This window comes from Flavihumibacter sp., assembly GCF_036676075.1.
Taxonomy (GTDB): domain Bacteria; phylum Bacteroidota; class Bacteroidia; order Chitinophagales; family Chitinophagaceae; genus Flavihumibacter.
The window spans coordinates 1,199,124-1,223,122 of sequence record NZ_JAKFDQ010000007.1 but is presented as its reverse complement, the minus strand read 5'-3'; the positions used below and the strand labels follow the sequence as shown (position 1 = coordinate 1,223,122).

General features: G+C 43.8%; 18 protein-coding genes. 10 read left to right on the top strand and 8 right to left on the bottom strand.

From position 1 onward, the window contains the following. Positions 1–16: 16 nt before the first annotated feature. Both V6M43_RS08095 and gcvT read right to left on the bottom strand, forming a co-directional pair. Positions 17–1,102 carry a mechanosensitive ion channel family protein gene (locus V6M43_RS08095; RefSeq protein WP_332734127.1) on the bottom strand — a complete coding sequence of 362 codons (1,086 nt, stop codon included), beginning with the start codon at positions 1,100–1,102 and terminating at the stop codon, positions 17–19. Positions 1,103–1,292: 190 nt separating this feature from the next. Continuing rightward, positions 1,293–2,378 (bottom strand): glycine cleavage system aminomethyltransferase GcvT, encoded by a 1,086-nt coding sequence (gene gcvT / locus V6M43_RS08090; RefSeq protein WP_332734125.1) that lies wholly within the window; start codon positions 2,376–2,378, stop codon positions 1,293–1,295. 168 nt (positions 2,379–2,546) lie between these two features. On the opposite strand from gcvT, the gene V6M43_RS08085 reads away from it, so the two are divergent. Continuing rightward, positions 2,547–3,260, top strand: a complete 714-nt coding sequence (locus V6M43_RS08085; protein WP_332734123.1) for an HAD-IIB family hydrolase — start codon at positions 2,547–2,549, stop codon at positions 3,258–3,260. On the opposite strand, the gene V6M43_RS08080 is transcribed toward V6M43_RS08085, so the two are convergent. The 3 genes from V6M43_RS08080 to V6M43_RS08070 form a co-directional block, all read right to left on the bottom strand. Next, positions 3,232–3,918 carry a response regulator transcription factor gene (locus V6M43_RS08080; RefSeq protein WP_332734122.1) on the bottom strand — a complete coding sequence of 229 codons (687 nt, stop codon included), beginning with the start codon at positions 3,916–3,918 and terminating at the stop codon, positions 3,232–3,234. The genes V6M43_RS08085 and V6M43_RS08080 overlap by 29 nt on opposite strands. 120 nt (positions 3,919–4,038) lie before the next feature. Next, positions 4,039–6,321, bottom strand: a complete 2,283-nt coding sequence (locus tag V6M43_RS08075; RefSeq protein ID WP_332734121.1) for a PspC domain-containing protein — start codon at positions 6,319–6,321, stop codon at positions 4,039–4,041. A 28-nt stretch (positions 6,322–6,349) separates the two neighbouring features. After that, complete coding sequence (locus V6M43_RS08070; RefSeq protein WP_039130134.1) at positions 6,350–6,718, bottom strand: PadR family transcriptional regulator; 369 nt, start codon at positions 6,716–6,718, stop codon at positions 6,350–6,352. Positions 6,719–7,177: 459 nt separating this feature from the next. Between V6M43_RS08070 and V6M43_RS08065 the strand changes: the two genes are divergently transcribed. Further along, a complete protein-coding gene (locus V6M43_RS08065) occupies positions 7,178–8,470 on the top strand; it encodes an OmpP1/FadL family transporter (RefSeq protein ID WP_332734118.1) in 1,293 nt (430 codons plus the stop codon). Positions 8,471–8,487: 17 nt separating this feature from the next. Here the strand turns inward: V6M43_RS08065 and V6M43_RS08060 are convergent, their stop codons facing one another. Together V6M43_RS08060 and V6M43_RS08055 are read right to left on the bottom strand one after the other, a co-directional pair. After that, positions 8,488–12,024: an amidohydrolase family protein gene (locus tag V6M43_RS08060; RefSeq protein WP_332734116.1), complete on the bottom strand. Its 3,537-nt coding sequence runs from the start codon at positions 12,022–12,024 to the stop codon at positions 8,488–8,490. A gap of 40 nt (positions 12,025–12,064) precedes the next feature. Then, positions 12,065–13,009, bottom strand: a complete 945-nt coding sequence (locus tag V6M43_RS08055; RefSeq protein ID WP_332734114.1) for an isopenicillin N synthase family dioxygenase — start codon at positions 13,007–13,009, stop codon at positions 12,065–12,067. A 41-nt stretch (positions 13,010–13,050) separates the two neighbouring features. On the opposite strand from V6M43_RS08055, the gene V6M43_RS08050 reads away from it, so the two are divergent. Genes V6M43_RS08050 through V6M43_RS08025 form a run of 6 tightly spaced genes read left to right on the top strand, consistent with a single transcriptional unit; the run spans position 13,051 to position 19,539 of the window. Further along, positions 13,051–14,091, top strand: coding sequence for a DUF3089 domain-containing protein (locus tag V6M43_RS08050; RefSeq protein ID WP_332734112.1), 1,041 nt, complete (start codon positions 13,051–13,053; stop codon positions 14,089–14,091). Continuing rightward, positions 14,088–15,737, top strand: coding sequence for a glycosyltransferase family 39 protein (locus V6M43_RS08045; protein ID WP_332734110.1), 1,650 nt, complete (start codon positions 14,088–14,090; stop codon positions 15,735–15,737). The genes V6M43_RS08050 and V6M43_RS08045 overlap by 4 nt, the downstream gene beginning before the upstream one ends. Continuing rightward, positions 15,730–16,407, top strand: a complete 678-nt coding sequence (locus tag V6M43_RS08040; RefSeq protein ID WP_332734108.1) for a glycosyltransferase family 2 protein — start codon at positions 15,730–15,732, stop codon at positions 16,405–16,407. Before V6M43_RS08045 ends, V6M43_RS08040 begins: the two co-directional genes overlap by 8 nt. Beyond that, positions 16,404–16,760 (top strand): DUF2304 domain-containing protein, encoded by a 357-nt coding sequence (locus tag V6M43_RS08035; RefSeq protein ID WP_332734106.1) that lies wholly within the window; start codon positions 16,404–16,406, stop codon positions 16,758–16,760. Before V6M43_RS08040 ends, V6M43_RS08035 begins: the two co-directional genes overlap by 4 nt. Continuing rightward, positions 16,757–17,941 carry a glycosyltransferase family 2 protein gene (locus V6M43_RS08030; RefSeq protein ID WP_332734104.1) on the top strand — a complete coding sequence of 395 codons (1,185 nt, stop codon included), beginning with the start codon at positions 16,757–16,759 and terminating at the stop codon, positions 17,939–17,941. The genes V6M43_RS08035 and V6M43_RS08030 overlap by 4 nt, the downstream gene beginning before the upstream one ends. Next, on the top strand, positions 17,938–19,539 hold the full coding sequence (locus V6M43_RS08025) for a hypothetical protein (RefSeq protein WP_332734102.1): 1,602 nt from the start codon (positions 17,938–17,940) through the stop codon (positions 19,537–19,539). Before V6M43_RS08030 ends, V6M43_RS08025 begins: the two co-directional genes overlap by 4 nt. Before the next feature lie 30 nt (positions 19,540–19,569). Here the strand turns inward: V6M43_RS08025 and asnS are convergent, their stop codons facing one another. After that, on the bottom strand, positions 19,570–21,006 hold the full coding sequence (gene asnS, locus V6M43_RS08020) for an asparagine--tRNA ligase (protein ID WP_332734100.1): 1,437 nt from the start codon (positions 21,004–21,006) through the stop codon (positions 19,570–19,572). Positions 21,007–21,088: 82 nt separating this feature from the next. Here asnS and V6M43_RS08015 point away from each other — a divergent pair, with 82 nt between their 5' ends. After that, positions 21,089–22,072, top strand: coding sequence for a 2-hydroxyacid dehydrogenase (locus V6M43_RS08015; protein ID WP_332734098.1), 984 nt, complete (start codon positions 21,089–21,091; stop codon positions 22,070–22,072). Between the two features lie 193 nt (positions 22,073–22,265). Then, positions 22,266–23,963: a transcription termination factor Rho gene (gene rho / locus V6M43_RS08010; protein ID WP_332734096.1), complete on the top strand. Its 1,698-nt coding sequence runs from the start codon at positions 22,266–22,268 to the stop codon at positions 23,961–23,963. Positions 23,964–23,999 lie beyond the last annotated feature (36 nt).

The window sequence follows — 23,999 nt, the reverse complement described above, 5'->3', positions numbered from 1 at the left end:
TAAGGAAGGATTTGCATTATGAAAGCAGCTGTTCTTCAACAGTTTGGTCTTTGGTTTGGTTTTCCAGGAAAAGAGTTTGTGTGGGATAGGCAAACTGTATATTCTCCTTCTCAAAAGCCTCGAAAATATATTGTAATACCGCCTGTTGCGCATCCATATGAACCATATAATCAGCACTGTCAACGAAATAAACCGTTTCAAAGTTTATGCTGAAATCACCAAAGGATGCAAGGTGGGCCCTGTCAAAGCTGAGTGTTTCCTGTCGGCGGACGGCCTCCTCCATGATTGAAGGGATTTTTTTAAGCTGGTCGGCACTGGTCTGGTATGTAACACCTGTTGAAAAGGCAATCCTCCTGCGCTGCATACGCTTGAAGTTGTGGAGCGCGTTTCCGGTGAGCTTTGTATTGGATAATACCACCTCTTCCCCCGAAATACTCCTGATCCTTGTTGTGCGGATACCAATGTATTCCACTGTGCCTGATTTACCTTCTGCATTAACAAAATCACCGATCTCAAAAGGTTTATCAAAGAAGATAACGAAATAACTGAAAAGGTCACCGAGTATATTCTGAGCAGCCAATGCAATGGCAATTCCTCCGATTCCCATACCAGCAAGAATGGTTGCAACATTATAGCCCATGTTGTCAAGCAATAATACAATTCCCATGAACCATACGATAGCTTTCAGTACAATGATCACACCACCCATCTGCCGGATCCTTTCAGGTGATTCCAGTTTGCGCTCCATATACTTTTTCAGGGAAGCTGTAAGAATGTGATTGATTATCCTGACAATATAATATACGCTTATCACTGCAATGGCTACCCGCAGTATGCTGGCCACCTTTGGGTGTAGTGTGAGCTGGTTGATTATATTGTAATTGATAAGTAGGTATACAAAGGGAAGGACAAATTTCTCTACCGCTTCAAATGCCATATCATCAAACTGGTTATCAGTGCCGGCAACAAGTTTCTGTATTTTCCGTATGACGAATTTTTTAAGAAGCCTGATTATGATCCAGGCAACAAGCATGCCGCCAAAGGCAATGATATATTGTAAATAGGTATTACCCCAAAATGATTGGTTCAGTATATCATTCATGGTCAGATTTTTTTAGTACTACTAATAATTAGAGCTGGATGAGCCGATGTGCAGGTGAAAAAGCAGTAGATGCAAAATTACGGATAACCCTTTATACGGCTGCTTTTGAGCGGTGCGGGAACTATTAAATTTATATTAAAAAGGCCGCAGTTGATTATCACTGCGGCCTCATCTGAAAATGTTTGAATGATTATTGAAAGGGAAGCTTTACCACTTTCGCTTTTAATTTTTTATCTCTCACTAAAATATAGATTTCATTATCTGTATGGGTGTTTTCGGTGGTTACATAACCCATGCCGATGGCTTTTTGCAGTGATGGTGCCTGGGTTCCGCTGGTTACCTTTCCGATGATATTTCCTTCAGCATCTGAAATTTGGTAATCGTGGCGCGGAATTCCTTTGTCTATCATTTCAAACCCTACAAGCTTTCTATTTACGCCCTCCGATTTTTGCTTTTCCAATATGGATTTCGCAGTGAAGTTCTTGGTGAAGCGAGTGATCCAGCCAAGGCCCGCTTCCAGAGGAGAAGTGGTATCATCTATATCATTGCCATATAAACAGAATCCCATTTCAAGGCGTAGTGTATCGCGGGCTCCTAAACCGATCGGTTTAATACCCGCTGTTTTACCTGCTTCAAAAATGGCATCCCAGATAATATCGGCTGCACCATTGCTGTCTTCAAAATAAATCTCCACACCCCCGGCACCGGTGTAACCAGTTGCACTTACAAGAACATTATCAACACCGGCAAATTTTCCCTTTGTAAATGTGTAATATTTGAGATTTAGGATATCCATCTCAGTTAGTGTCTGTAGGATCTTTGTTGCATTAGGACCCTGAACCGCCAGGAGGCATGTTTTTTCAGAAATATTATGCATCTCCACCCCCGTAGTATTATGAGCACTTATCCAATCCCAATCTTTCTGGATGTTACCGGCATTCACTACCAGCATATATGATTTATTGGGTTCGAGGCAATATACCAGAAGGTCATCAACGATTCCGCCTTCATTGTTGGTAAGGGCGCTGTATTGAGCTTTACCGGCAGTGAGTTTGGAAGCATCGTTTGTTGTGATCCGCTGGATCAGGTCAAGCGCGCCTTCACCCTTCAGGATGAATTCGCCCATATGGCTCACATCAAATACACCCGCATTGTTGCGAACAGCTGCGTGCTCATCATTGATACCAGTGTAGGATATAGGCATATTAAACCCCGCAAAAGGGGCCATTTTAGCACCTGCGTCGAGGTGCTTCTGCGTGAAAGCTGTGTTCTTCATATAGCTGCATTTGTAAGGGTGCAAAAGTAGCGGAAAGCGTCGGAATGAGATTGATGATATGAAAATCTGATTAAAATATATATTCTAAACCGTTGAAAATTAGCGCTATACAATAAATGCCGAATTAAAGCGTTAGTTTTCACGGGATTGAAATTTTAAATTTGCTTCATGTTATTGCTCGCAACCGATCTCGATGGTACCCTTTTAGGCGGCCATGAGGACGAAAAACTTAAACTGTATAAGATCCTGAATGAAAACCCTGGAATTAAAGTGGTTTTTGTTACCGGAAGAGGGTTAGACTCCGTGAAACCCTTGTTGGATGATCCTATTATTCCCAATCCTGATTTTATTATATGTGATGTGGGTGCAACGGTAGTTGATGGTCGTACACTGAAACCCGTTGAACCAATCCAGTCTGAGATAAATGACCGCTGGCCAGGCGCTCTTAAAGTAGACCTTTATATGAAGGAGGTTCCTGGATTAAGGAAACAGCTGGTGCCAATGGAAAGACGCTGTTCTTATTATTATGATGAGGCTGTTGACATGAAGATGCTGGAAGAAAATGCAAAAGAACTTGGATTAGATGTTATCGTTTCTGCAGGCAAATTCATTGATATTTTACCAGGTGGTATAAATAAAGGTTTCACTTTGAGGAAATTGATGGAGATGTTGAATGTGCCCGAGGGTGAAATTATTGTGGCAGGCGATACTCTTAATGATCTTTCATTATTTCAAACAGGCTATAACGGTGTTGTTGTTGGAGGTGCTGAGGATGTTCTTAAGGAAGCGACGGCCGACCAGAAATCAGTTTTTCATGCCACCAGCAACGGTTGTGGTGGAATCATTGAGGGGTTCAGGTTCTTTGGTCATCTTGAGTATTAATATCGGCGATGCCATGCTGAATGGCAAAAATTACCAATCCCACCCGGCTTATCACTCCAAGCTTATTGAATAATGCATCCCTGTAACCATCTACCGTCCGGTAGCTGACAAACATCAGATCTGCAATTTCGCGGTAAGTCAACTCCTGACAAACCAATTTCAGGAAACTGGTTTCGCGGTCATTTAATTTACTGATAAGGTCTCCCTCTAAAATATTATCGCCAGGCTTCATCATCTTGGCTGCCATTTCGGGCGACACATGCTGATTCAGGCAATAGCCGATATCACGGATTTCAATCAGTGCCTGCCTGAATTGGTCGGGACGGCTGTCTTTTAGAATGAATCCACGGGCGCCGAAGTTGATCATTCGGATAATGGCCACATTCGAATCAACCATGGTGAGTACCATTGTTCGTGTTTCCGGAAGATTTTTACGAATCCAGTCGGCAGTTTTAAAGCCATCCATTACTGGCATATTGATATCAAGCAGAACAATATCAGGCTTTCCCGCATTTTCAAGTTGGGAAATGAATTCGGCGCCATTATCAGCTTGCAGGTAAACCTCAAATCCATCAAATGTATTTATAAGCTGGGCCATGCCGTCCCGCAGCAGACGATGGTCATCTATCATGGCAATTTTTTGGCGGGCTACTTGCATGATATTAAATTAGTTATTTCCCCTTCTACTTCAAAAAAAGATCCCCGGGCAAAAGCCCGGGGAGTTCCAACTTCAACCCCGCCTTCCTTCCAAAAGGATGCGGCGGCCGGGTTGATTGTATTAGCGAAGAAATGTACTAAGTACCAATAACGGTGAGGCATCAATGTCATCACCTATGTTGCGTATCCTTTGAAGTTTACCACTGAATGAACCAGTTTTTTCTTCATCATCATTATCGTTGCCGGAAATTCGCGTCTCAGTACGGATTACTGTTGTATCAACTTTTTCATTCTTTTTTTCAGGTCCCTTGTATTCATACACACTATCCTTCTGACGGAATTTTCCTTGTCCCTCAATGATTACACCATCATCATCAATTTTCATTTTGAACTCACCTTCTTTCAATTCCTTTTCGATCTCCTGTTCAGTTGGTTTATCTGTTCTTTCCAATCCTTCGCGGGTCATGATATATTCAACATCAGATGTCCAGCCGTATGAGTCATCCCAATTCTCGTCCCAGCTTACATTGAATCCACGGCGGCGGTTTGTGTTCACAGAGAACCACTCGTAATCTTCAAGACTTCCATCAAGCTCGATCTTCTTTCCCACAGGCACTTCAATCACTATCAAAACCTGTTGGTTGCGGAATTTATCCTTATTGGTGATAGCAAATCCCTTGGGCAGTTGGAGGATGCTATCCTGCTGGCTGATCGGGAATTCGATCTTTTCTGCCAGCTGTCTAGCCTTCATATTGGTATTGCTCCTGCTGAAACGGATTGAATACATGTGGTAGGCAGAGTCCTTGCTTTTTACCACGTTCACCCGAACAGTTTTCAGCATAAGGCTGTCGCGACTGATGCCATAGAAAGGCGCATCATCATCCAGTTCAATACCAAACCAGTCATCACCATAGTAACGTATATTATTGCCAACTGCTTCCACATGTAATTTATTGGCGGTAGGCTGCGTCATAGGGACAGGGTTTTCAACACCAGCGCGGGTTTTGAAGTTGCGGGCAACCATTCCTGCCAGGAAAACAAAACTGAATAGACCTATGATCCATAGACTTCCAAAAATATATCCCAGGTAATTGTTTGTGCTTTTTACACCCATCACACGGCGGATCAGCCAGGTTAACAGCGCTACTGCTGGTACCCCAAGGAAGAGGATCATACTGCTCCATGCAAGGGTATTCTGCCAGAATCCTTCAAGGAAGAAATCCTTAAGCGGATAAACTGCTATGCCACTGAACATGATACCCATGAGGGCCGCAAATAAAGAGATAGCGATGATTGCCGCAATGAACAGGAAGAACGCCTTAAAGAGTATCCCTATCACATTTCCCAGGCCGCTGCCTGCCCTTCTTGCTACAGGGGTGGCTTCGGAGGCGAAACTGCGGGCACGCTCACCTGCTTCTGCAGAGAAACTGCGGCTTTTGCTGCTGAATTGTTGGGCAGTTTCCTTTACTTCAGCGCCCCAGTTTTGTGCCTTGCTCTTAAAATTTTCAAGGTCGCTTTTAACTGTATCACGGATCGAATTCAGGTCTATTCGTTCACCTTTCATCTCCAGCTTTTCAGCTGCAGTGGTTGCAAATGGAACAGCTATCCAAAGCACCAGGTATACAACAAACAGAGTGCTTCCAAGTCCACCCGAGATAAAGCGTGGACCTTCCATGAAATCCCAATCCCAGAAGAAAGCGTTGAAACTTCCGCCCACAATACCTAATATAAGAGGAAGGGCGAAGATCAGACGGGGAATCCAGGGAGCAATGTTGAAATATACTGCCAGTCCACCCGCTACGCCGGCGATGACTTTATCATCGGGGTTACGGTAAAGGCGCTTGGTGATATTTGAGCTGAGCGACTGTGAGGGAACAATGATCCAGAGGAGGATATATACCCAGAACAAGGCTCCTGCCAGCAGAACAAAGATGATCCGCATAATTACAGGGTCGATTCCCAGATAGTTGGCAAGGCCGCTACACACACCGCCAAGGATCTTGTCGTCGGCATTGCGATAAAGGCGTCCACGGGCCATAGATGCCGTGCTTCCGGTATAACCTGTACCGGCACTGCTATGGCTGCTGGTTGATTCAGTTCTTGTATAAGAAGCGCTGCTTCCCAGGGTGTTGTCTGCATCGGCGGCCTCAAAATCTTCAGGACGTCCCATTGAGGCTATGATATTGTTCACATCCTCATCGGTAATACAAACTGCACCTTTTTTCAGGCGATCGGAGAAGAGTTCGGCAATACGACCCTCAATATCATTGATGATCTCATCGCGCCCATCTTCATTCGAAAAATAACGACGCAGGCTCTCGGTATAGTTCTTCAGCAGGTCGAAGGCGGTCTCCTCAATTGGGATCACCCGGCCCTGGAAGTTTATATTGATGACCTTTTTCATAATTGATAAGTATTAGCAGGTTGAAGTTTTAGTTGGTTGTTGGGTTTTCGGGAACCGAGGGTAATGATTCGGATTTGGAAGTAAGCGCTTTTACGCCGTTTGCCAGTTCTTTCCAGGTGCTTTCGAGTTCCTGGTAGAATGACTCTCCCTTTTCTGTGAGGGAGAAATACTTGCGGGGAGGCCCCGAATTGCTTTCTACCCATCGGTAAGTTAACATGTCGGCATTCTTGAGGCGGGTCAGCAGTGGGTATAGGGTGCCTTCCAGAATCTGGAGATTGGCCGCCCTCATTTCGTCCACGATATCACTCGGATAGGCTTCGCCGCGGCGGATAATGGAGAGGATACAGAATTCCAGTATCCCCTTCCGCATCTGGCTTTGTGTGTTTTCTATATTCATGGCGCTTTTGGGTTTTTTGGGCTGGTGGTCTGTCAGTGGTTTGATAAGGTTTAATGTTTGGATAAGGTCCCGCTGACTAAACCACCAGCCCGTTCTCTACCTTTGACAACACAAATATAGGAAAGGTTTTAGTACTATGCAAACTAAAGTACCTCTTTAAGGAAGGTAATTTTCATAGAAAGATAATGGGTGATGGGTGAAATGTAATACCAGAGAGGGTTGTGCTATTTTATTGATGCACAATTATTTTTTTATCATTGGGATAAATGGTTTTTGCCAATGATGATTGGTTCTGATTTTATGGCATTTTGTTCGTGTTTAGACCTTGAATCCCTGAATTTTCTCATCCTCATATATGATATCGACCCCATGTGATAACTGTCACATCCAGCCTTCATATACCAGAATAGCTTTATACACTGCCCGCATTTGGCAGCTTTTACTAAACATATTTTGGTTATGAAAAAGTTACTGGTATTAGTTATAACAGGCATTATTCCCATTATTGCCATATCCCAGTCGGGGCATATTATGCAGGGCATTGGCGCCTTCAATATGTCAATGGGAGGTGCAGCCACAGCACAGCCGCTCGATATCAATGGTGCCTTGCACTGGAACCCGGCCGGAATAGCTGCGTTTGACTCTAAGGTGTTTTCGGCCAATGCCGGGTTATTCTTTTCTTCCCCCGAATTATCATCAACCGTTCCTACCCCTTCCGGACCCTTCAGCGGGGTTACAAAAGATGATAAGGGGATTTCTATTATGCCTGCCATTGCAATGGTATGGGGAAAGAAAGATAGCAGGCACACATTTGGCGTTCATGCGTTTGGCGTGAGCGGGTTTGGTGTTACTTTCCCCGAAAACAACAGCAACCCCATCAATATGCCACAGAACCAGGGTGGCTTTGGGCGTATTGAATCAAACTATATGCTCATGCAGATAGGATTCACATATGCCTATGAATTATCGGAAAAATTTTCAATAGGGCTTGCCCCAACATTTAATTATTCAGCGCTTGAACTTGCTCCCAATCCACTCGCTTCCCCCAATATGGAAAAAGGATACCCCATTGCTGATAATGCTTCTGCTCTGGGATTTGGTGGCCAGGTGGGTGTTTTTTATAATTCCGGTATGGGTATAAAATTGGGGGCTTCTTACAAGACCCAGCAAAGGTTCAAAGAGTTTGAATTTGAAAACAGTTATTTGGATGGAACTGCGGCTCCTGGCGTAAACTTTAAAATGAACTATCCCGCGATATTGTCGGCAGGTATAGGATATTCAAAGAAGGAAATTGATTTTGCGCTCGACTATAGATATGTAGATTATAAAAATACCGAAGGCTTTGAGGCAAGTGGCTGGACACAAACCGCATCGGTGGCTGGTTTTGGTTGGAAGAGCATGTCGATAGTTTCTGCTGGATTGCAGTATAAGGGCTTAGATAAGTTCCCGCTAAGAGTAGGATATACATATAGTTCAAACCCCATTGATGAGAAACTCGCCTTTTTCTCAACACCGGCCACAGCCATTATCAAGCATGGTTTCCAGCTCGGATTTGGCGTTGAATTTAATCAACGGCTCACCCTTAATGCTGTTTACCATCATGGAACCAGCGGTGGTGCAACCCGAGGAATGTTACTCAGCCCTATGATGATTAGCGAATCGAATCAATACGGTGCAATCAACGGTAGTGAAGTTTCCTACAAAATGACAACAGACCTGCTGATGTTTGGCATTAATTATTCTTTTAAATGATTCAGGATCGCAATAGGCTATTCGTTTATTCCGGTATTGCTTACAGGCTTTGAATAATCAAACTCACGCCGGTCTAACTTACGTTGGGCCGGCATAATTTCGTCTGCTGTATTTCCATCATAGAGGCGGCCATTTTTCATTACATATTTTACTGAATTTGAATGGCGGATATTGTCAAGCGGATTTTTATCAAGGATAACCAGGTCGGCAAGTTTTCCGGGTTCAATAGAACCTAGATTGTCGTCCAGACCCAGTGTTTTTGCTCCCAGGATCGTTGCCGTTTTTAAGGCATCGTGATTTTTCATCCCTCCGCTTTGCATAGCCCAGAGTTCCCAGTGGTAACCCAGTCCCTGGAATTCACCATGGCTGCCGATTCCTGCCAGTGCTCCCTGTTCCACCATCGCCTTCATATTCCGGGCATGTTTTGGAAACACATGTTCTTCCGGCATAAACCAACCCTGTACCCGACGCGTTTTGCCGGCGAGTTCTTCATAGGGCATGAAATGCTGCATCTTTTTTTCGTGGTAAGGGTTCTCAGTCTGGAAATAATAATTTTCAGCAAAAGGCCCTCCATAGGAAACCAGTAGCGTAGGAGTAACAGCCATCTGCGCCTTCGCAATTGTACCCGTTACATCTTTGTAAAGCGGGTAAACAGGAATAGCATGTTCATGGCCGGGATATCCGTCAAGCAGGTTGGTCATGTTGAGTTTGTAGTTGAGTCCACCTTCCGTTGTTGGATGCAGCCGTTGGTTTTTAGCAGCCATGATGATCCACTGTCGCTGCTGGCGGTTACCTGTTAAATACATCTTGATGTATTTGGTATGATAGTATTTACTGTACTGCTGCAGGATGCTTTCAGCCTGGGCCGAATCTTTTACATTATAAGACCAGAAGCCTACCCCCGGACCCGTAGAATAAACCCTTGGGCCGATCATTGAACCGGCTTCAACCATATCGCTGTAAGTAAGTACATCACTGGTGCTTGTTTGCGGATCCATAGTTGTGGTTACTCCATAAGCCAGGTTGGCCGCATATATCCAGATCTGGTTCTTATGGATACTCCAGTTGGGCCACATATGTGCATGCGTGTCAACAAAACCAGGCACAATAGTTTTTCCGCTGCAATCCACTTCTTTCAATCCACCAGGCAATTCCAATGTTCCGGTTTTTCCAACAGCTTTGATGCGGTTGTTCACCACCAGAACATCTCCACCTTCAATGATCTCATCTCCTTTCATTGAAATAATACGGGCGTTTTTCAATAGTATGGCCCCACCGGGCATATCACGTTCAAAAAACACCGTGATGGCTGTTTCCTCCGGCTTGTAAGAAGCTTCTTCCTTTTTCTTTGACATCATACTATCAGCAACCGGCCCCAGGGTATCCTTCTTTACCAGGCTACTATCCAACAATTTTGGCTGCACATTTTTAGCAAGCGCTGTCTTGAGATTTGATGTGTCTTTTTTTGCCCTTTCGAGAGAGTCGGAAATTCGTTTGGCCTCCGACTTTTTAAATGCTTTTACACTGTCCTCAAAAAATTGCGCTTTATCTGTATCATAAACGAAATGGGTGCTGCCAAGGCTCCAGTGTATTTTTTTGCCATTGGCCGACCAGGTAGCAAATTCACCTCCTATTGTCGTTAATTTCTTTGCCGGAAATTGTGCATTGGCAGGATCTGCTACATTGATAGTAACCGTCTTACCAGTTTGGGGAATATTCACAAGGTAGAGTTCGTTGTTTATCTTGGCATATGCCTGTGCCCCGGCAGGCGCCATCTCAATAAACGCTGCACTGGAAGGCATGGTAAGCTCCATGGCTTCAGCCGCCGCTTCTGTAAGAATACATTTATCCAGCACCGGCAAACCATTCTGGAATTCACTCATTCCATACGTAGTGATGCCGGTAATTTTTGCATGGATCTTTTCATCTGATCCATCCCACTGTATAGATAAGAGCTGTCCACCCTGGTTTAAATAGATACGATTATCCCCTTTTACAAAATGTGGATTATATCGCCCGGCGGCCTTGTCAATTACAGTTAATTCGCCACCATTTGCCGGTATCCAGCAGAGATCATCCTCAGCACCATTATAGAATGGTGAGATGGATTGTTTATAGCTCTCTGCGCTGCTGCGAAGGAATACTATTCTGTCGCCCGAGTGGTTGAATCGGACAAACTGGTACATTCCGGGTTGCTTTGTAAGTTGTTGAATGCCAGCTTTTACTGTCAGAGGAACTTTAAATATGTGACCGCCATCGGGTGTCCAGCTACTGAATACAATGCTTTTGCCATCAGGCGACCATCTGGGTTGTGCTTCTGTGAAATTATTACTGGTGATACGTTTAGGATTGCCATTTGGATAATCCATTATATAGAGCCGGTTGAGTGCGGTGAATGCCAGTTTCTTTCCATCGGGAGATGGAACGGCATCACGTATCTGGGTTACCTGAGCATGCGAACTATCTGAGATCGGATATTGAAAGTCAAGTTGCGCCCCCAATTCAAGCTCTGTGTCAACCACAAATGGGATTTCGGTAATTGTTCCCCCTTCTATTGCAATCCGCTGGATCTTTCCGCCGAATGATGCGATCAATGATTTACTGTCTGGCGTAAAGGCCATTCCGGGCATAACGCCCATGGTGGCAATTGATTCCTGGTCATCCCGCTGCACCGGGTAGGCAAGCCATTTTTCATCACCTGATTTAAGATCTCTTAATACAAGACCGGTCTTGTCTTCATAACGACTTCCATATACCATCCACTTTCCATCTTTTGAGAGAACAGGGGTAAATGCCGACCCATACCTTGAGGTTAGGGTATTGACTTTTGCGGTATTGCGGTCATAAACACCCAACTGGTATTGAGGCATCGGCGCATTATAGGTCCAGGCACCATTACGTCGGGAAAAATATATGTAACGACCGTCGGCACTCACCGCCGGATCAATTGTTTTCAGTGTTGGTGGTGCATCGATCAGCTGAACTCCTGCCCCGCCATCTTTGTGAACCATGAATAGCTGCACATTCATTCTGCCTTTCGCATAAATGATATACTCTCCATCCGGCGTCCAGGCGGCACTTGGGATATTCATGTTCATATCCTTGGTAAGCTGCATGGTATCTTCCCTGGATGGATCTATCCACCATACATTTTCGCCACCATTGCGGTCGGAGGTAAAGAGGATTTTTTGTCCATCCGGACTGTAACGCGGATGTGTATCAAAGGCCATGCCTTTGGTAATGGCGGTGGCTTTCCCGCCGGTGATAGGAATGGTATAGAGATCGCCGAGGAGGTCGAAAACTATTGATTTTCCATCTGGACTAACATCCAGCGACATCCATGTTCCTTCAGTTGTATTAAGCCTGATTTTCCTCGATGCTTTTAGAGGCAATCCCTTAAATGACGAATACTTTGCAGTGTCTTTTTTGGTGGTATCTGCAATCTGAACATGCTGCTGATACAACTGGCTATTCGTTTGTGAAAATATAGCGGGTGCGCTTAAAAGCGACCCCGATAACAGGCCAATGACTGCAAGGTTCTTCCGGCTGAACATGATGGTAAAGGTTTAGCCGAAGAAATTACGAAGAAAACTGTTATTTTTTCAATCCTATCTCACGTAATCTTTCATCTAGATATTCACCGGCTGTAGCATCAGGATAAGCTTTTGGGTGATCCTCGCCTATGCACCCTTCGAGGCAGGCGAGGCTCATTTTGCTTTTTGGATGAAGAAAGAAGGGTATGGAGAATCGGCTCGTATGCCAGAATTCACGTGGCGGGTTTACCACACGGTGAGTTGTGGAACGAAGGCGGTTATTAGTGAGACGCTGTAACATATCCCCCACGTTTACTACTATCTGTTCAGGTAATGAAGTTACTCCCACCCATTCATTTTGCTTGGTCAGGATCTGAAGTCCATCAGCGCTGGCACCAACCAGTAAGGTTATAAGATTTATGTCCTCATGTTGTTCTGCGCGAATGGCTGATTTGGGTTCATTAAGTATTGGGGGATAGTGGATGGCCCGGAGGATGGAATTTCCATTATGAATATGGTCATCAAAATAATGCTCATCCAGTCCAAGATAGAGAGCAATTGCCTGAAGTAATGCCTTTCCTGATTTTTCGAATGCCCGGTAAGCCTTATTGAAGGTTTCTGAAAAGCCTGGAACCTCATCTATAAGAACATTATCGGGGTATTCTGCCTTAACCGGATCATCGTCAGGCACGGTTTGACCATGCTGGTAGAACTCTTTCAGATCAGGCGCATCACTACCCTTTGCATGCTCCCTGCCAAAAGAGGTATAGCCTCTTTGTCCGGCCAATTCCGGGATCTCATATTGTTTTTTCCTATCGATAGGAAGTGAAAAGAACTGTTGAACCTGTTTATACATTTCAGCGATAAGGTCATCAGGGATGCCATGGTTCTTCACTGCTACAAAACCAACTTCTTCGTAAGCTTTGCCCAATTGCTGAACAAATTGCTGCTTTAATTGAGGGTCGCCGCTGAGGAAATCAGCGAGGTTTACAACAGGAATGGCCATATGCATCGTTTTTACGGTTAGAAATGTGCTTATTTTGGGGAGTGAAAATAGTTAAATCCTTTTTAAATACAGGCAAAGTAGTTGCGGCCATACTATTGCTGAATGGCTGCTCACCAAGATTTAAAGTTGCAAAATCCGAACCCGCAGAAACCCGGTCGGAAGTAAATTACAGCAATCTTGATTCATGGGCTGCCCACCCCTCCAAGACCGACCATTCAGATAGTGTACCGCAGCCCTTACAGGATCGTTTTAATCGTGATACTACTGTGGATGTTTTTTTTGTGCATCCTACCTCCTATAGCGATAAGAAAGTAATTGCGTGGAACGCAAATATTGCTGATGTTGAATTGAATAAAAAAACTGACAGGAGCAGTATTCTTTACCAGGCATCGGTCTTTAACCGATACAATGTTTATGCACCCCGCTATCGCCAGGCACATATATTCAGTTACTATACAAAAGATACCGTCCATGCGCGCAAGGCTCTTGAGCTGGCATATGAGGATGTGAAGAAGGCATTTGAGTATTACCTGAAGTTTGAGAATAAAGGGAAACCCCTGATCATAGCATCTCATAGTCAGGGTACCACCCATACAAAGCGATTGCTGAAGGAGTTTTTTGAAGGGCAAGCGCTCAGGCATCAATTGGTAGCAGCTTATATCATTGGCATCCAGGTTGAGCCCGGTTATTTCAGTGAGTTAAAGCCCTGTGCCGATTCAATTGAAACGGGATGTTTTGTATCCTGGCGTACCTTCCGAAGGGGCTATGAACCCGAATATGCAGCCGCGGCAAGGCAGTCAGTGGTAACCAATCCTCTTACCTGGACTACCGACACCGCCTATGCGCCTGATACCTTGCACCGTGGAGCTGTGTTGTATAAGTTTAATGAAATCTTCCCCCGGGTTAATGATGCACAGATCTATAAAGACCTGCTCTGGGTGAGCTGGCCTGATTTTCCGGGAAGTCGCTTATTCCGCAGGAAAAATTATCATGTGGGGGATATTAACCTGTTCTATATGAATATCCGCACCAATGTTGATCAGCGGGTGGACGCATTTAAAAAACGCATCACTGAAAGATGAGAAACTCGATCAACACCCCATCGCGGTTTCAGGAATATTTTGATAATAAATGGCTGTTGTGGACTTTATTCCTGCTTGCGGTTATATTGAAATCAGTTCTGCTAAGGAGCTATCTCTATATTGATGGTGACCGTGGCTTGCAGGTAGTTGCGGCCCTTGAACTTGCAAAGGGGAATGGTTATACTATACCGTTAGTAGACTTGAATAATATCAACCAGGTAACGAATCGTGTGTTACTGGAGTGGCCACCACTTTACAGTATTATTCTTGCCGCATTATTGAAAATTACGGGCGGTGATCTGATAACCAGTTCAATGGTAATAGAAACAACCGGTGTGATTCTTTACCTCGGAGCAATATGGTGGCTGGCAAAATTCATTGGCCTTCCCCGAATGGTGCAAATGATGCTTGTTTGGTTCAAGGCCACCGAAGTGTATGAAGGCATGTACTATTCCTTTCCCACAGATATCATTGCAACAGCCTGTCTTCTATGGGCAGTCTATTACTTCATGAAATGGCTCGATCAGCCTACTGATCATTATATCATTATTGTGGCAGTGTTTCTTTCCACTGCATTTCTTTTCAGGTACATCTACATCACTTCATTATTTGTTTTACCTGTTTTACTGATATGGAATGGCTGGAGAAAAAAAGAAAATAAGTATGTTGGGGCGGGCCTTGTGATGGCATTATTGGTGAGCCTTACTATTCTAATATATCTTGGTTTCAATAAGATCAATACGGGTTCTTTTACTTATCTGGAAGAATGGAAAAAAGGGTTTTACCCGGCTAAAGCATTCAACCTGGTTCCGTTATTCTGGCAGGCTATTACGCATGTAACATTTTTATGCATGCAGTTTTCAATACTATTTGATACCGCCTTTTCATTATTTCATTCCTTTCTCAAAAGGAGCTCGGAAATTATTCTTGTTTTGATGATCATCTCCTGGATAATCCGTACCAGATCTTACGACCTTCTGTTACAGAGAAGCAATGAACAGCAATATTTTCTTTCATCCGGACTAATATGCATCCCCTTTATGGTGGTACTGATAATATTGAGTATCCGTATTGATTTCAGTACTGAAGATGGCGGCGGTTGGTCATACCTGATAGAAGATCGTTATTTTCTTTTCCCGCTTACGCTAATTCTATTTGCCATTGCCTGGAGGCTTTATATGCGTCAGTGGAACCGCCCTGGAGTGCAGATGGTACTTAAGATTGCCTTTGTTTCGGCTCTTGCTTTCCAGGTAACGCATACTGTTTATATTGTTGCTAAAAGGGCAGCGCTGATTAAAACAGAAGATCCTTTCTTCCCAGACGGGGCAGCCGCTGGATGGTCATCTTATAAGGCATTGTTGAACGAGGGACGCACTAATGGGAATGATGTTGTATTGTTCTCACTTGGTTACGGCGATGCCTTCTTTGCCGCTCAGGAGAAGGTTAAAGTATTCCGACTTATTCGCGACCTGAGACCAGATTCCAGAATCAAACTAATAAGGCCAACAACTGTGGTATTATCATTGCCATCAAGGGATATAAAATCCTTAGCCCCATTCCTTGATCGCTATGGCTTTCAGCCCAGGAAAGCATTTTCTAATACCGTACATTTTATCACCCATCTTAAACCAGCGGTAAATGAATAGGGTATTCATCGTCATACCAGCTTATAACGAACAGCAAACGCTGTCCGAGGTCATCGATGGTATAAGAATCGCTGGTGAATACGTATTGGTTATAGTAGATGACGGATCAGATCCCCCGCTTAACAGCTTTATTCAGCAACACGGTTGCCATATAATAAGGCATGCGGTAAATCTTGGACAGGGAGCAGCATTACAAACAGGAATATCGTATTCATTACAGAAGGGTGCAGATATTATTGTAAGTTTTGATGCCGATGGTCAACATGATCCCCGTGATATTAAACCATTGGTGTCAGCAGTATTGGAAGGGAAGGCAGATGTAGTGATGGGATCAAGATTTGCCGGTGAGGCACCGCAAATGCCATTCACAAGAAAAGTTCTGATCCATTTCGCCAGGATATTTCATTTTATGCTAACCGGACTATGGATGAGTGATGCGCATAATGGTATCCGTGCGCTAAGCCGAAAGGCGGCCAGCAAGATCCAATTAAAAGAGAATAGGATGGCACACGCTACCGAGCTTATTCTTGAAATTAAAAGGCATAGTCTGAAATGGATGGAGTTACCCGTAACAGTACACTATTCAGCCTATAGCAGGAAAAAGGGCCAGTCATCCGCCAACAGCATACGTATCTTATTTGATGTAGTTTTACACAAACTATTCCGATGACGGGTATCCAGATTTTGTTGATCACAGGTGTGCTGATGATTACACTATATTTCTTTCAGCGTATGAAGAAAGCAGTATTTAGTGTTGTTCTGGTAACCCTGATGGGTATAGTTGCGATCTTGTTAATACTGCAACCGGAGCTTACAAATCAGATAGCCCACAAAATTGGTGTGGGAAGAGGGGCAGACCTTGTTTTCTATATATGCATACTCATATTCTGGTATGTGGTTATGCGTTTATATGCCAGGATAAGGAAACTGGAAGAACATATTACCGAGTTGATCAGGCACCAGGCTATTGCCAATGCAAAAGTTGATCCAACTGATTCTTTGGAAACAAAACAGGTAAGATGATACCAGTCTCCATTTCCATTGTTATGCCCTGCCTGAACGAAGAATTGACGCTGGCAACCTGTATTAGAAGAGCTAAGGAATTTTTATCAACTTTACCGGTACCATCAGAAATTATCATTGCCGACAATGGGAGCACCGACCGATCTATTGAGATATGCCGCGAAGAAGGTGTCAAATGCCTGCAAGTTCCGGTGAAAGGATATGGCGCTGCTTTACATTATGGTATTATGGCATCATCAGGATCGCACATAATTTTCGGTGATTCGGATGATAGTTATCATTTCGATGAATGCAAACCTTTCTATGATAAGTTGATGGAAGGCGCCGACCTCGTTGTTGGAAACAGGTTCACTGGGGGTGTAGAGAAAGACGCAATGCCATTTTTGCATCGGTACCTCGGCACGCCGGTTATTTCCTATATGGGTAGAAAATCTTTTGCTGTTCCTTTTCGCGACTTTAATTGCGGGCTCCGTGGCATTACTCGTGCCGCCTATCTTTCCCTTGGGATGCAGGCCCGGGGTATGGATTTCATCACAGAAATGCTGGCAAGGGCAGGGTATCGGAAAATGATCATAGCAGAAGTTCCTGTGAAACTTTATAAGGATGGCAGAAACAGAGCCCCACACCTCAAAACCTGGCAGGATGGATGGAGACAATTCAGGCAGATAATTATGCTTTCGCCAAAATGGCTCATGCTAATGCCGGGACTTCTCTTTCTTGTGACAGGTATATTTTTATTTTTCGCGCTTCTCTTTTCCAGAATTACTATTGCCTCAATCAACCTCGACATACATACTTTCTTTTTCGGATCAGTTTTTATATTGCTGGGTTTACAACTCCTTCAGTTCTATCTCCTTCTTCGTTTTTATGGAAATCGAATGCAGTTTCATTATCTCTCCATGCTCGAGGAGAAAATGATCAGGGCATTCAGGTTTGAAAGAGGACTTATAATAGGCGGATTTGTTTTTTTGATTGGCCTTGCACTCTCTCTTATTGCAGTTATTGAATGGGCCAGGCAGAACTATGGTGATCTTGATCCCATGCATACATTTCGGCTTATTATACCCGGCGGTCTCGGTATAATGGCTGGAATGCAGATCATGATATTTGCAATTCTCCTGAATGCTCTGGTTACGTTTAATGTAAAATTTGAAGACATCAAGCAAAACTGGATCCATTGAAGAAACTAATTTTTCAAGATAGCATTCCCTTATACCTGAAATGGATACTTGCTGGTTACCTGTCAATCGCCATAATTTTCTTTTTCCCCCTCAGGTACATGATGAATCTGGATGCGGTCTCCTATCTCAGCATTGCCAAAAGCTATGGGATGGGGCATATTTATGATGCCGTTAATGCCTATTGGTCGCCCATGCTTTCCTGGGTAATTGCGCCATTCACACACTCAGAATTTGAACTGCTTTTTGTTTTCAAGATCTATAATATACTGGTTGGTTTCGCGGGCATGATTGCCTGCTGGATCTTATTGAATTTTCTCGGCGTACATGAAAATACGAAGGCCGTCTTCCTTTCAGTTATTGCAACTATTATACTTCGCTTTGTATATGATGTCACCTCACCTGATCTGAGCTCTGCCGTCCTATTATTGTTTTTTGCGTACTACTGGTTGAAAGGTTATACTCTTCAGAAGCCTTTGATCACGGCTATTTGGTTAGGTGTACTATACCTGGTGAAGTCCTATAATTTTTATTTTATTAGTGGAGTGATTCTATGGTCATTATTGGAGTCAGTTTTTTCAGAGCCTGATAATTACCGGAATGCCATAAAAAAATATCTGCTTGTATATGTCTGTTTTTTCCTCCTTGTTTCACCATGGTTATATGCACTGTATTCCAAGTATGGTTATCTCATGCTAACCGGTTCCGGTGGATTTAATCATGGAGGGATGATGTACGACAATTGGAAGTTCTTACTGGAGTTTGTAGCACCAGTTAATAATAACGAAGCAGTAACAGCATGGCAGGATCCTATACTGGCTTCGGGGTTCAGAGATTATAATGCTTTCGGCTCATGGAATAACTTTCTATTCCAGGTCAATGTAATATGGCATAATCTTTTATCAATAATAATCACAAGATCCAGTACAAGGTTATTATGCATAGCTGGCGCCGTTTCATTAGTGTTAGCATGCTACCGCGCTTATAAAAATCCCAGTTTGGATTTTTTAAGAAGCAGTTTTTTGAAGCTCCTTTTCTTTTTTTTGTTAAATATTGCCGGCTACCTTTTTTTGTTCATTGAAGACCGGTACTTGTGGGTCAACGTATTGATTTCATTTATAGTATTCGCCCATCTGGGTGATCAAATGATTACCCAATGGTTGGAAAATTCGAACCAATCATTTATTAACTGGAAACTGGTTTTTACGGTAGTTGCAATTAGTATTGTTTTCCTCAGATATTTAAATCAAGCGAACTTCTTTGTACCACAGCCCTATTACAAGTTTTATTCCATGAAGGAGTATAAGCTAGGAAAGGAGCTATCAGCAGGGCGTTATAAGAATAGCCGTATGGCAAAATGGCCAGATAGTTCCGATTATCAATTCTTCGGATCGGTTTATGTAGCGTATTTCGCAGAAGGGAAGCATTATTTGTCATTACCTGCCCAAGTGGAAGTGGCAAACCAGCTGATCACTCAAAATCAGATAACAATTGTATTTGTTCCAGCTTCTGTGGCTGTTCCGGAGAGTCATGTTATTTCAAGTTGGAACAGACTCAGGGAGCCAATAATGGATTGCGATGTTTACCTTAAGCCGCTCTAATTTACCGTAATGATATCTAGCCAGGCAGTATTAAAATTCAGCACTCTTGGGTGTACGCGGGAAAGCAATTACATCCCGGATATTACCCATTCCGGTAACAAAGAGCACCATACGTTCAAAACCAAGTCCGAAGCCTGCATGCGGCACTGTTCCGAATCTTCGTGTGTCGAGATACCACCAGAGTTCATCCGCAGGTATGTGCATCTCTTTCATGCGCGCCTCGAGCTTTTCCATCCGCTCTTCCCTTTGTGATCCCCCAACAATTTCCCCAATGCCCGGTGCCAGAATATCCATTGCGGCTACCGTTTTGCCATCATCGTTCTGGCGCATGTAAAATGCTTTGATATCCTTTGGATAATTGGTGACGATAACAGGTTTTTTGAAATGCTTTTCCACCAGGTAACGCTCATGCTCACTCTGCATATCAATACCCCATTTCACCTCATACTGAAACTTCTTCTTTTTATATGCTGGTGATTGTAGCAGAATGTCAATTGCCTCTGTATATGTGATGCGTTCGAAATTATTGTTAAGAACAAATTCCAATTTTTCCAGAAGTGGCATGTCAGTACGCTTGTCGGCAGGAAGTTGTTTTTCTTCTTCAGCAAGTCGGCTGGCAAGAAACTCCAGGTCTTCCCGGTTATTCTCCATCACAAAGCCAATGATGTATTTGATGAATTCCTCTGCCAGGTTCATGTTGTCTTCCAGATCAGAGAAGGCCATCTCTGGTTCAACCATCCAGAACTCAGCCAGGTGGCGCGTAGTATTTGAATTTTCAGCACGGAATGTTGGACCGAAAGTATAGATATCCCCAAAAGCAGTGGCACCAAGCTCTCCCTCCAACTGACCGCTGACAGTAAGGTTTGTGCTCTTTCCGAAAAAATCTTCCCGGAAATTAATGCTGCCATCATCATTGCGTGGTGGATTGTCAAATGGAAGAGTGCTCACCCGAAACATTTCACCCGCACCCTCAGCGTCACTGGCGGTAATGATAGGCGTGTGCAAATACAGAAAGCCTTTCTCGTGAAAGAATTTATGGATGGCGAAAGCTATTGAATGACGAACCCGGAAAATTGATCCGAATGTATTTGTTCGGAAACGCAGGTGCGCCTTCTCACGTAAAAATTCCAGACTATGTTTTTTGGGTTGAAGGGGATACTTTTCAGGATCGCTATCGCCGAGTATTTCAACTGCTGACGCCTTAAGCTCCATGTTTTGTCCCTTGCCCTGTGATGGTATTACAGTGCCTGTAACCTTTAAAGAGGCGCTGGTGGTAATGCGTTTCAGAATTTCATCATCAAATTCTCCAAGGGCGACCACTACCTGTAAATTGGTATTGGTTGACCCGTCATTTAGTGCAATGAACTGGTTGTTGCGAAAGGTTCTTACCCATCCCATTACTGTAACTTCCTGACCCGAAGGATTCCAGGTAAGCAGCTCTTTTATCTTTACACGCTTGTTGAACATATCCTTTGTTTAAGGAGGGCAAAGATAAGCCGATTCGTAGTTTGGGGAGTTCATATGTATTTTTATCATCAATATTTTTATCATGAGAATAGCTTTTTTTTCAACCCAATTATATGACAGGCAGTTTTTCAATCGCTTTAATGACCTGCATGAAATAGTATATTTAGACGCACCCCTGAATGCCCAAACGGCTGCCCTGGCGGCGGGAACAGATGCCGTATGTGTTTTCGTCAATGATAAACTTCAAGCCGATACTCTTGAAATTCTGAACCTCCATGGCATAAGACTTATCGCTTTACGTTGTGCGGGTTATAATAATATTGACCTTGAGGCCGCACAAAGATTAGGGATAACCATCGTGCGGGTACCAGCCTATTCACCCCATGCTGTTGCCGAACATGCCGTTGCACTGATCATGACACTTAACAGGAAAACGCATAAGGCATATAACAGGATCAGGGAGGGCAATTTTTCACTTGAGAAATTGGATGGCTTCGACCTTTACGGTAAAACAGTTGGTGTGATTGGAACAGGGAGAATAGGGGAGGCATTTGCCAACATCATGATTGGCTTTGGTTGTAGGGTGTTGGCTTTTGACATTATGCCTAATAAAGATTTGCAAGCAAGGGGAGTGGAATACTTGCCTCTTATTGACCTGCTTTCACAAAGCAGGATCATTTCTTTGCATTGTCCGCTTAATAACCAAACACATCACCTTATTAACGCGGAAACCCTATCAGTAATGCAACGCGGCTCAATGCTCATCAATACCAGCCGCGGCGGCCTCATAAATACTGCCGATGTTATTGAAGCTTTAAAGAAAGGTCATTTGGGCTATCTGGGCATTGATGTATATGAGCAGGAGGAAAAGCTTTTTTTCTATGACCGCAGCGGCGAATTGATTGATGATGATGATATACTTCGATTGATAAGCTTTCCTAATGTATTAATAACCTCGCACCAGGGCTTTTTCACGGAAGAGGCACTCACCCAAATTGCGATTACCACGCTGGGTAATATCACGGATTTTGAAGCTGGAAAGCCTTTGGAGAATGTGGTAAGATGATCGTGGCGGCAAAAAATATCAGGATTTTTTTTTGGATATGGCCTTTTTAGCCTAAAATTGCAATTGGAACCAAGCTGATCAGTTCATCTTCCAGCTCACCAACTCGTCACTTGTAGTACACCCAATCAATAATTCATTCCATTTTTCAAGAAGTAAGGCTGATTGAAATCTCACAAAACGCACAAGTCTTAGTATGTATGACATTCTGCAACTGAACGACATGCTCGTTCCTGAGTTGCTCGATATTGCGGAGCAACTTAAAATTCCCGGTGCAAAAAAACTCGATAAACAGGAACTCGTTTACAAGATCCTGGATAAGCAGGCAGTTACTGCCAGTGAAGGGAAAGGCACAGATTCCGGAGCTTCCAATAAGAGAAAACGTATCGTTAAAGCAACTACAGCTAATTCTACGGAAGAGGCAGAAGTTATGAGCGAGGAAGAGCCCAAACCAAGGCCGGAAGCTAAAAAGGTTATAGCCAAAAAGGAAGATGTTGTTGCTGATGCAGCCCCTGCACGCGCGGCAGAAAAACCCGTAGCTAAAAGAGGGCGTAAAAAGGCAGAAGAACCAACCCCGGAACCTGTATTCAACGAAAAGCAGGATTCGCAGGAAGCAGCTACTGTTGCTGCCGAACCAGAGGCTACTGAGATAACACGTAAACCTGCTGAACCTGCCCCCGTGGCGGCTCCCGCTGAACAACAACAGAACCGACCCCACCAGTCGCAGCCTCAGCAAATGCAGCAACAACGCCGCGACAGAGATTTCTTCAATATTGAATTCGATGGTGTGATACCAGCCGAAGGCGTATTAGAAATGATGCCCGACGGTTATGGTTTCCTTCGCAGCAGTGATTATAATTACCTCTCCTCTCCCGATGATATTTATGTATCTCCTTCTCAGATAAAATTATTCGGTCTGAAAACAGGCGATACCGTAAATGGATCTGTTCGCCCACCGAAAGAAGGAGAGAAATATTTTGCCCTGCTAAAGGTTGAAACAATTAACGGACGTACGCCTGAAGAAGTGCGCGATCGCGTTCCGTTTGATTACCTCACACCGCTGTTCCCATTTGAAAAGATGAATCTTTTCACTGAACCAAATGGTTATAGTACAAGGATGATAGATCTTTTCACTCCTATTGGTAAAGGCCAGAGAGGATTAATTGTTGCACAACCTAAAACCGGTAAAACAGTTCTTCTTAAAGAAGTTGCCAACGCCATCTCCGCTAATCACCCTGAATGTTACCTGATGGTTGTTCTTATTGATGAGCGACCTGAAGAAGTAACCGATATGGAACGAAGCGTTAAAGCGGAAGTTATCGCCTCAACATTTGATGAGCCAGCGGAGAAGCACGTAAAAGTTTCTACTATGGCATTGCAGAAAGCAAAGCGATTGGTAGAGTGCGGACATGATGTTGTGATCCTCCTTGACTCAATTACCCGTCTGGCGCGTGCACATAATACTGTAGCACCCTCCTCCGGAAAAGTATTAAGTGGTGGTGTTGAAGCCAACGCTATGCAAAAGCCTAAACAATTTTTCGGTGCGGCTCGTAAAATCGAGAATGGCGGATCACTCACTATTCTGGCAACAGCATTGATCGATACTGGTTCCAAGATGGATGAAGTGATTTTCGAAGAGTTTAAAGGTACCGGTAACATGGAACTACAACTTGATCGTCGCCTGGCCAATCGCCGTGTTTATCCGGCCATTGACCTTGTTGCATCTTCAACCAGGAGAGATGATCTGCTTCTTGACCGCGATGTGCTGCAACGCATGAACTTGTTGAGACTTTATCTCAATGATATGAATACGGAAGAAGCTATGTCAGAATTGCTTAAACGTATGAGAGGAACAAAAAGCAATGAAGAATTCCTCGCAAGCATGAACAGATAATCATGATCTTTTAAATATTCAAAGCTGGCCTTCTGA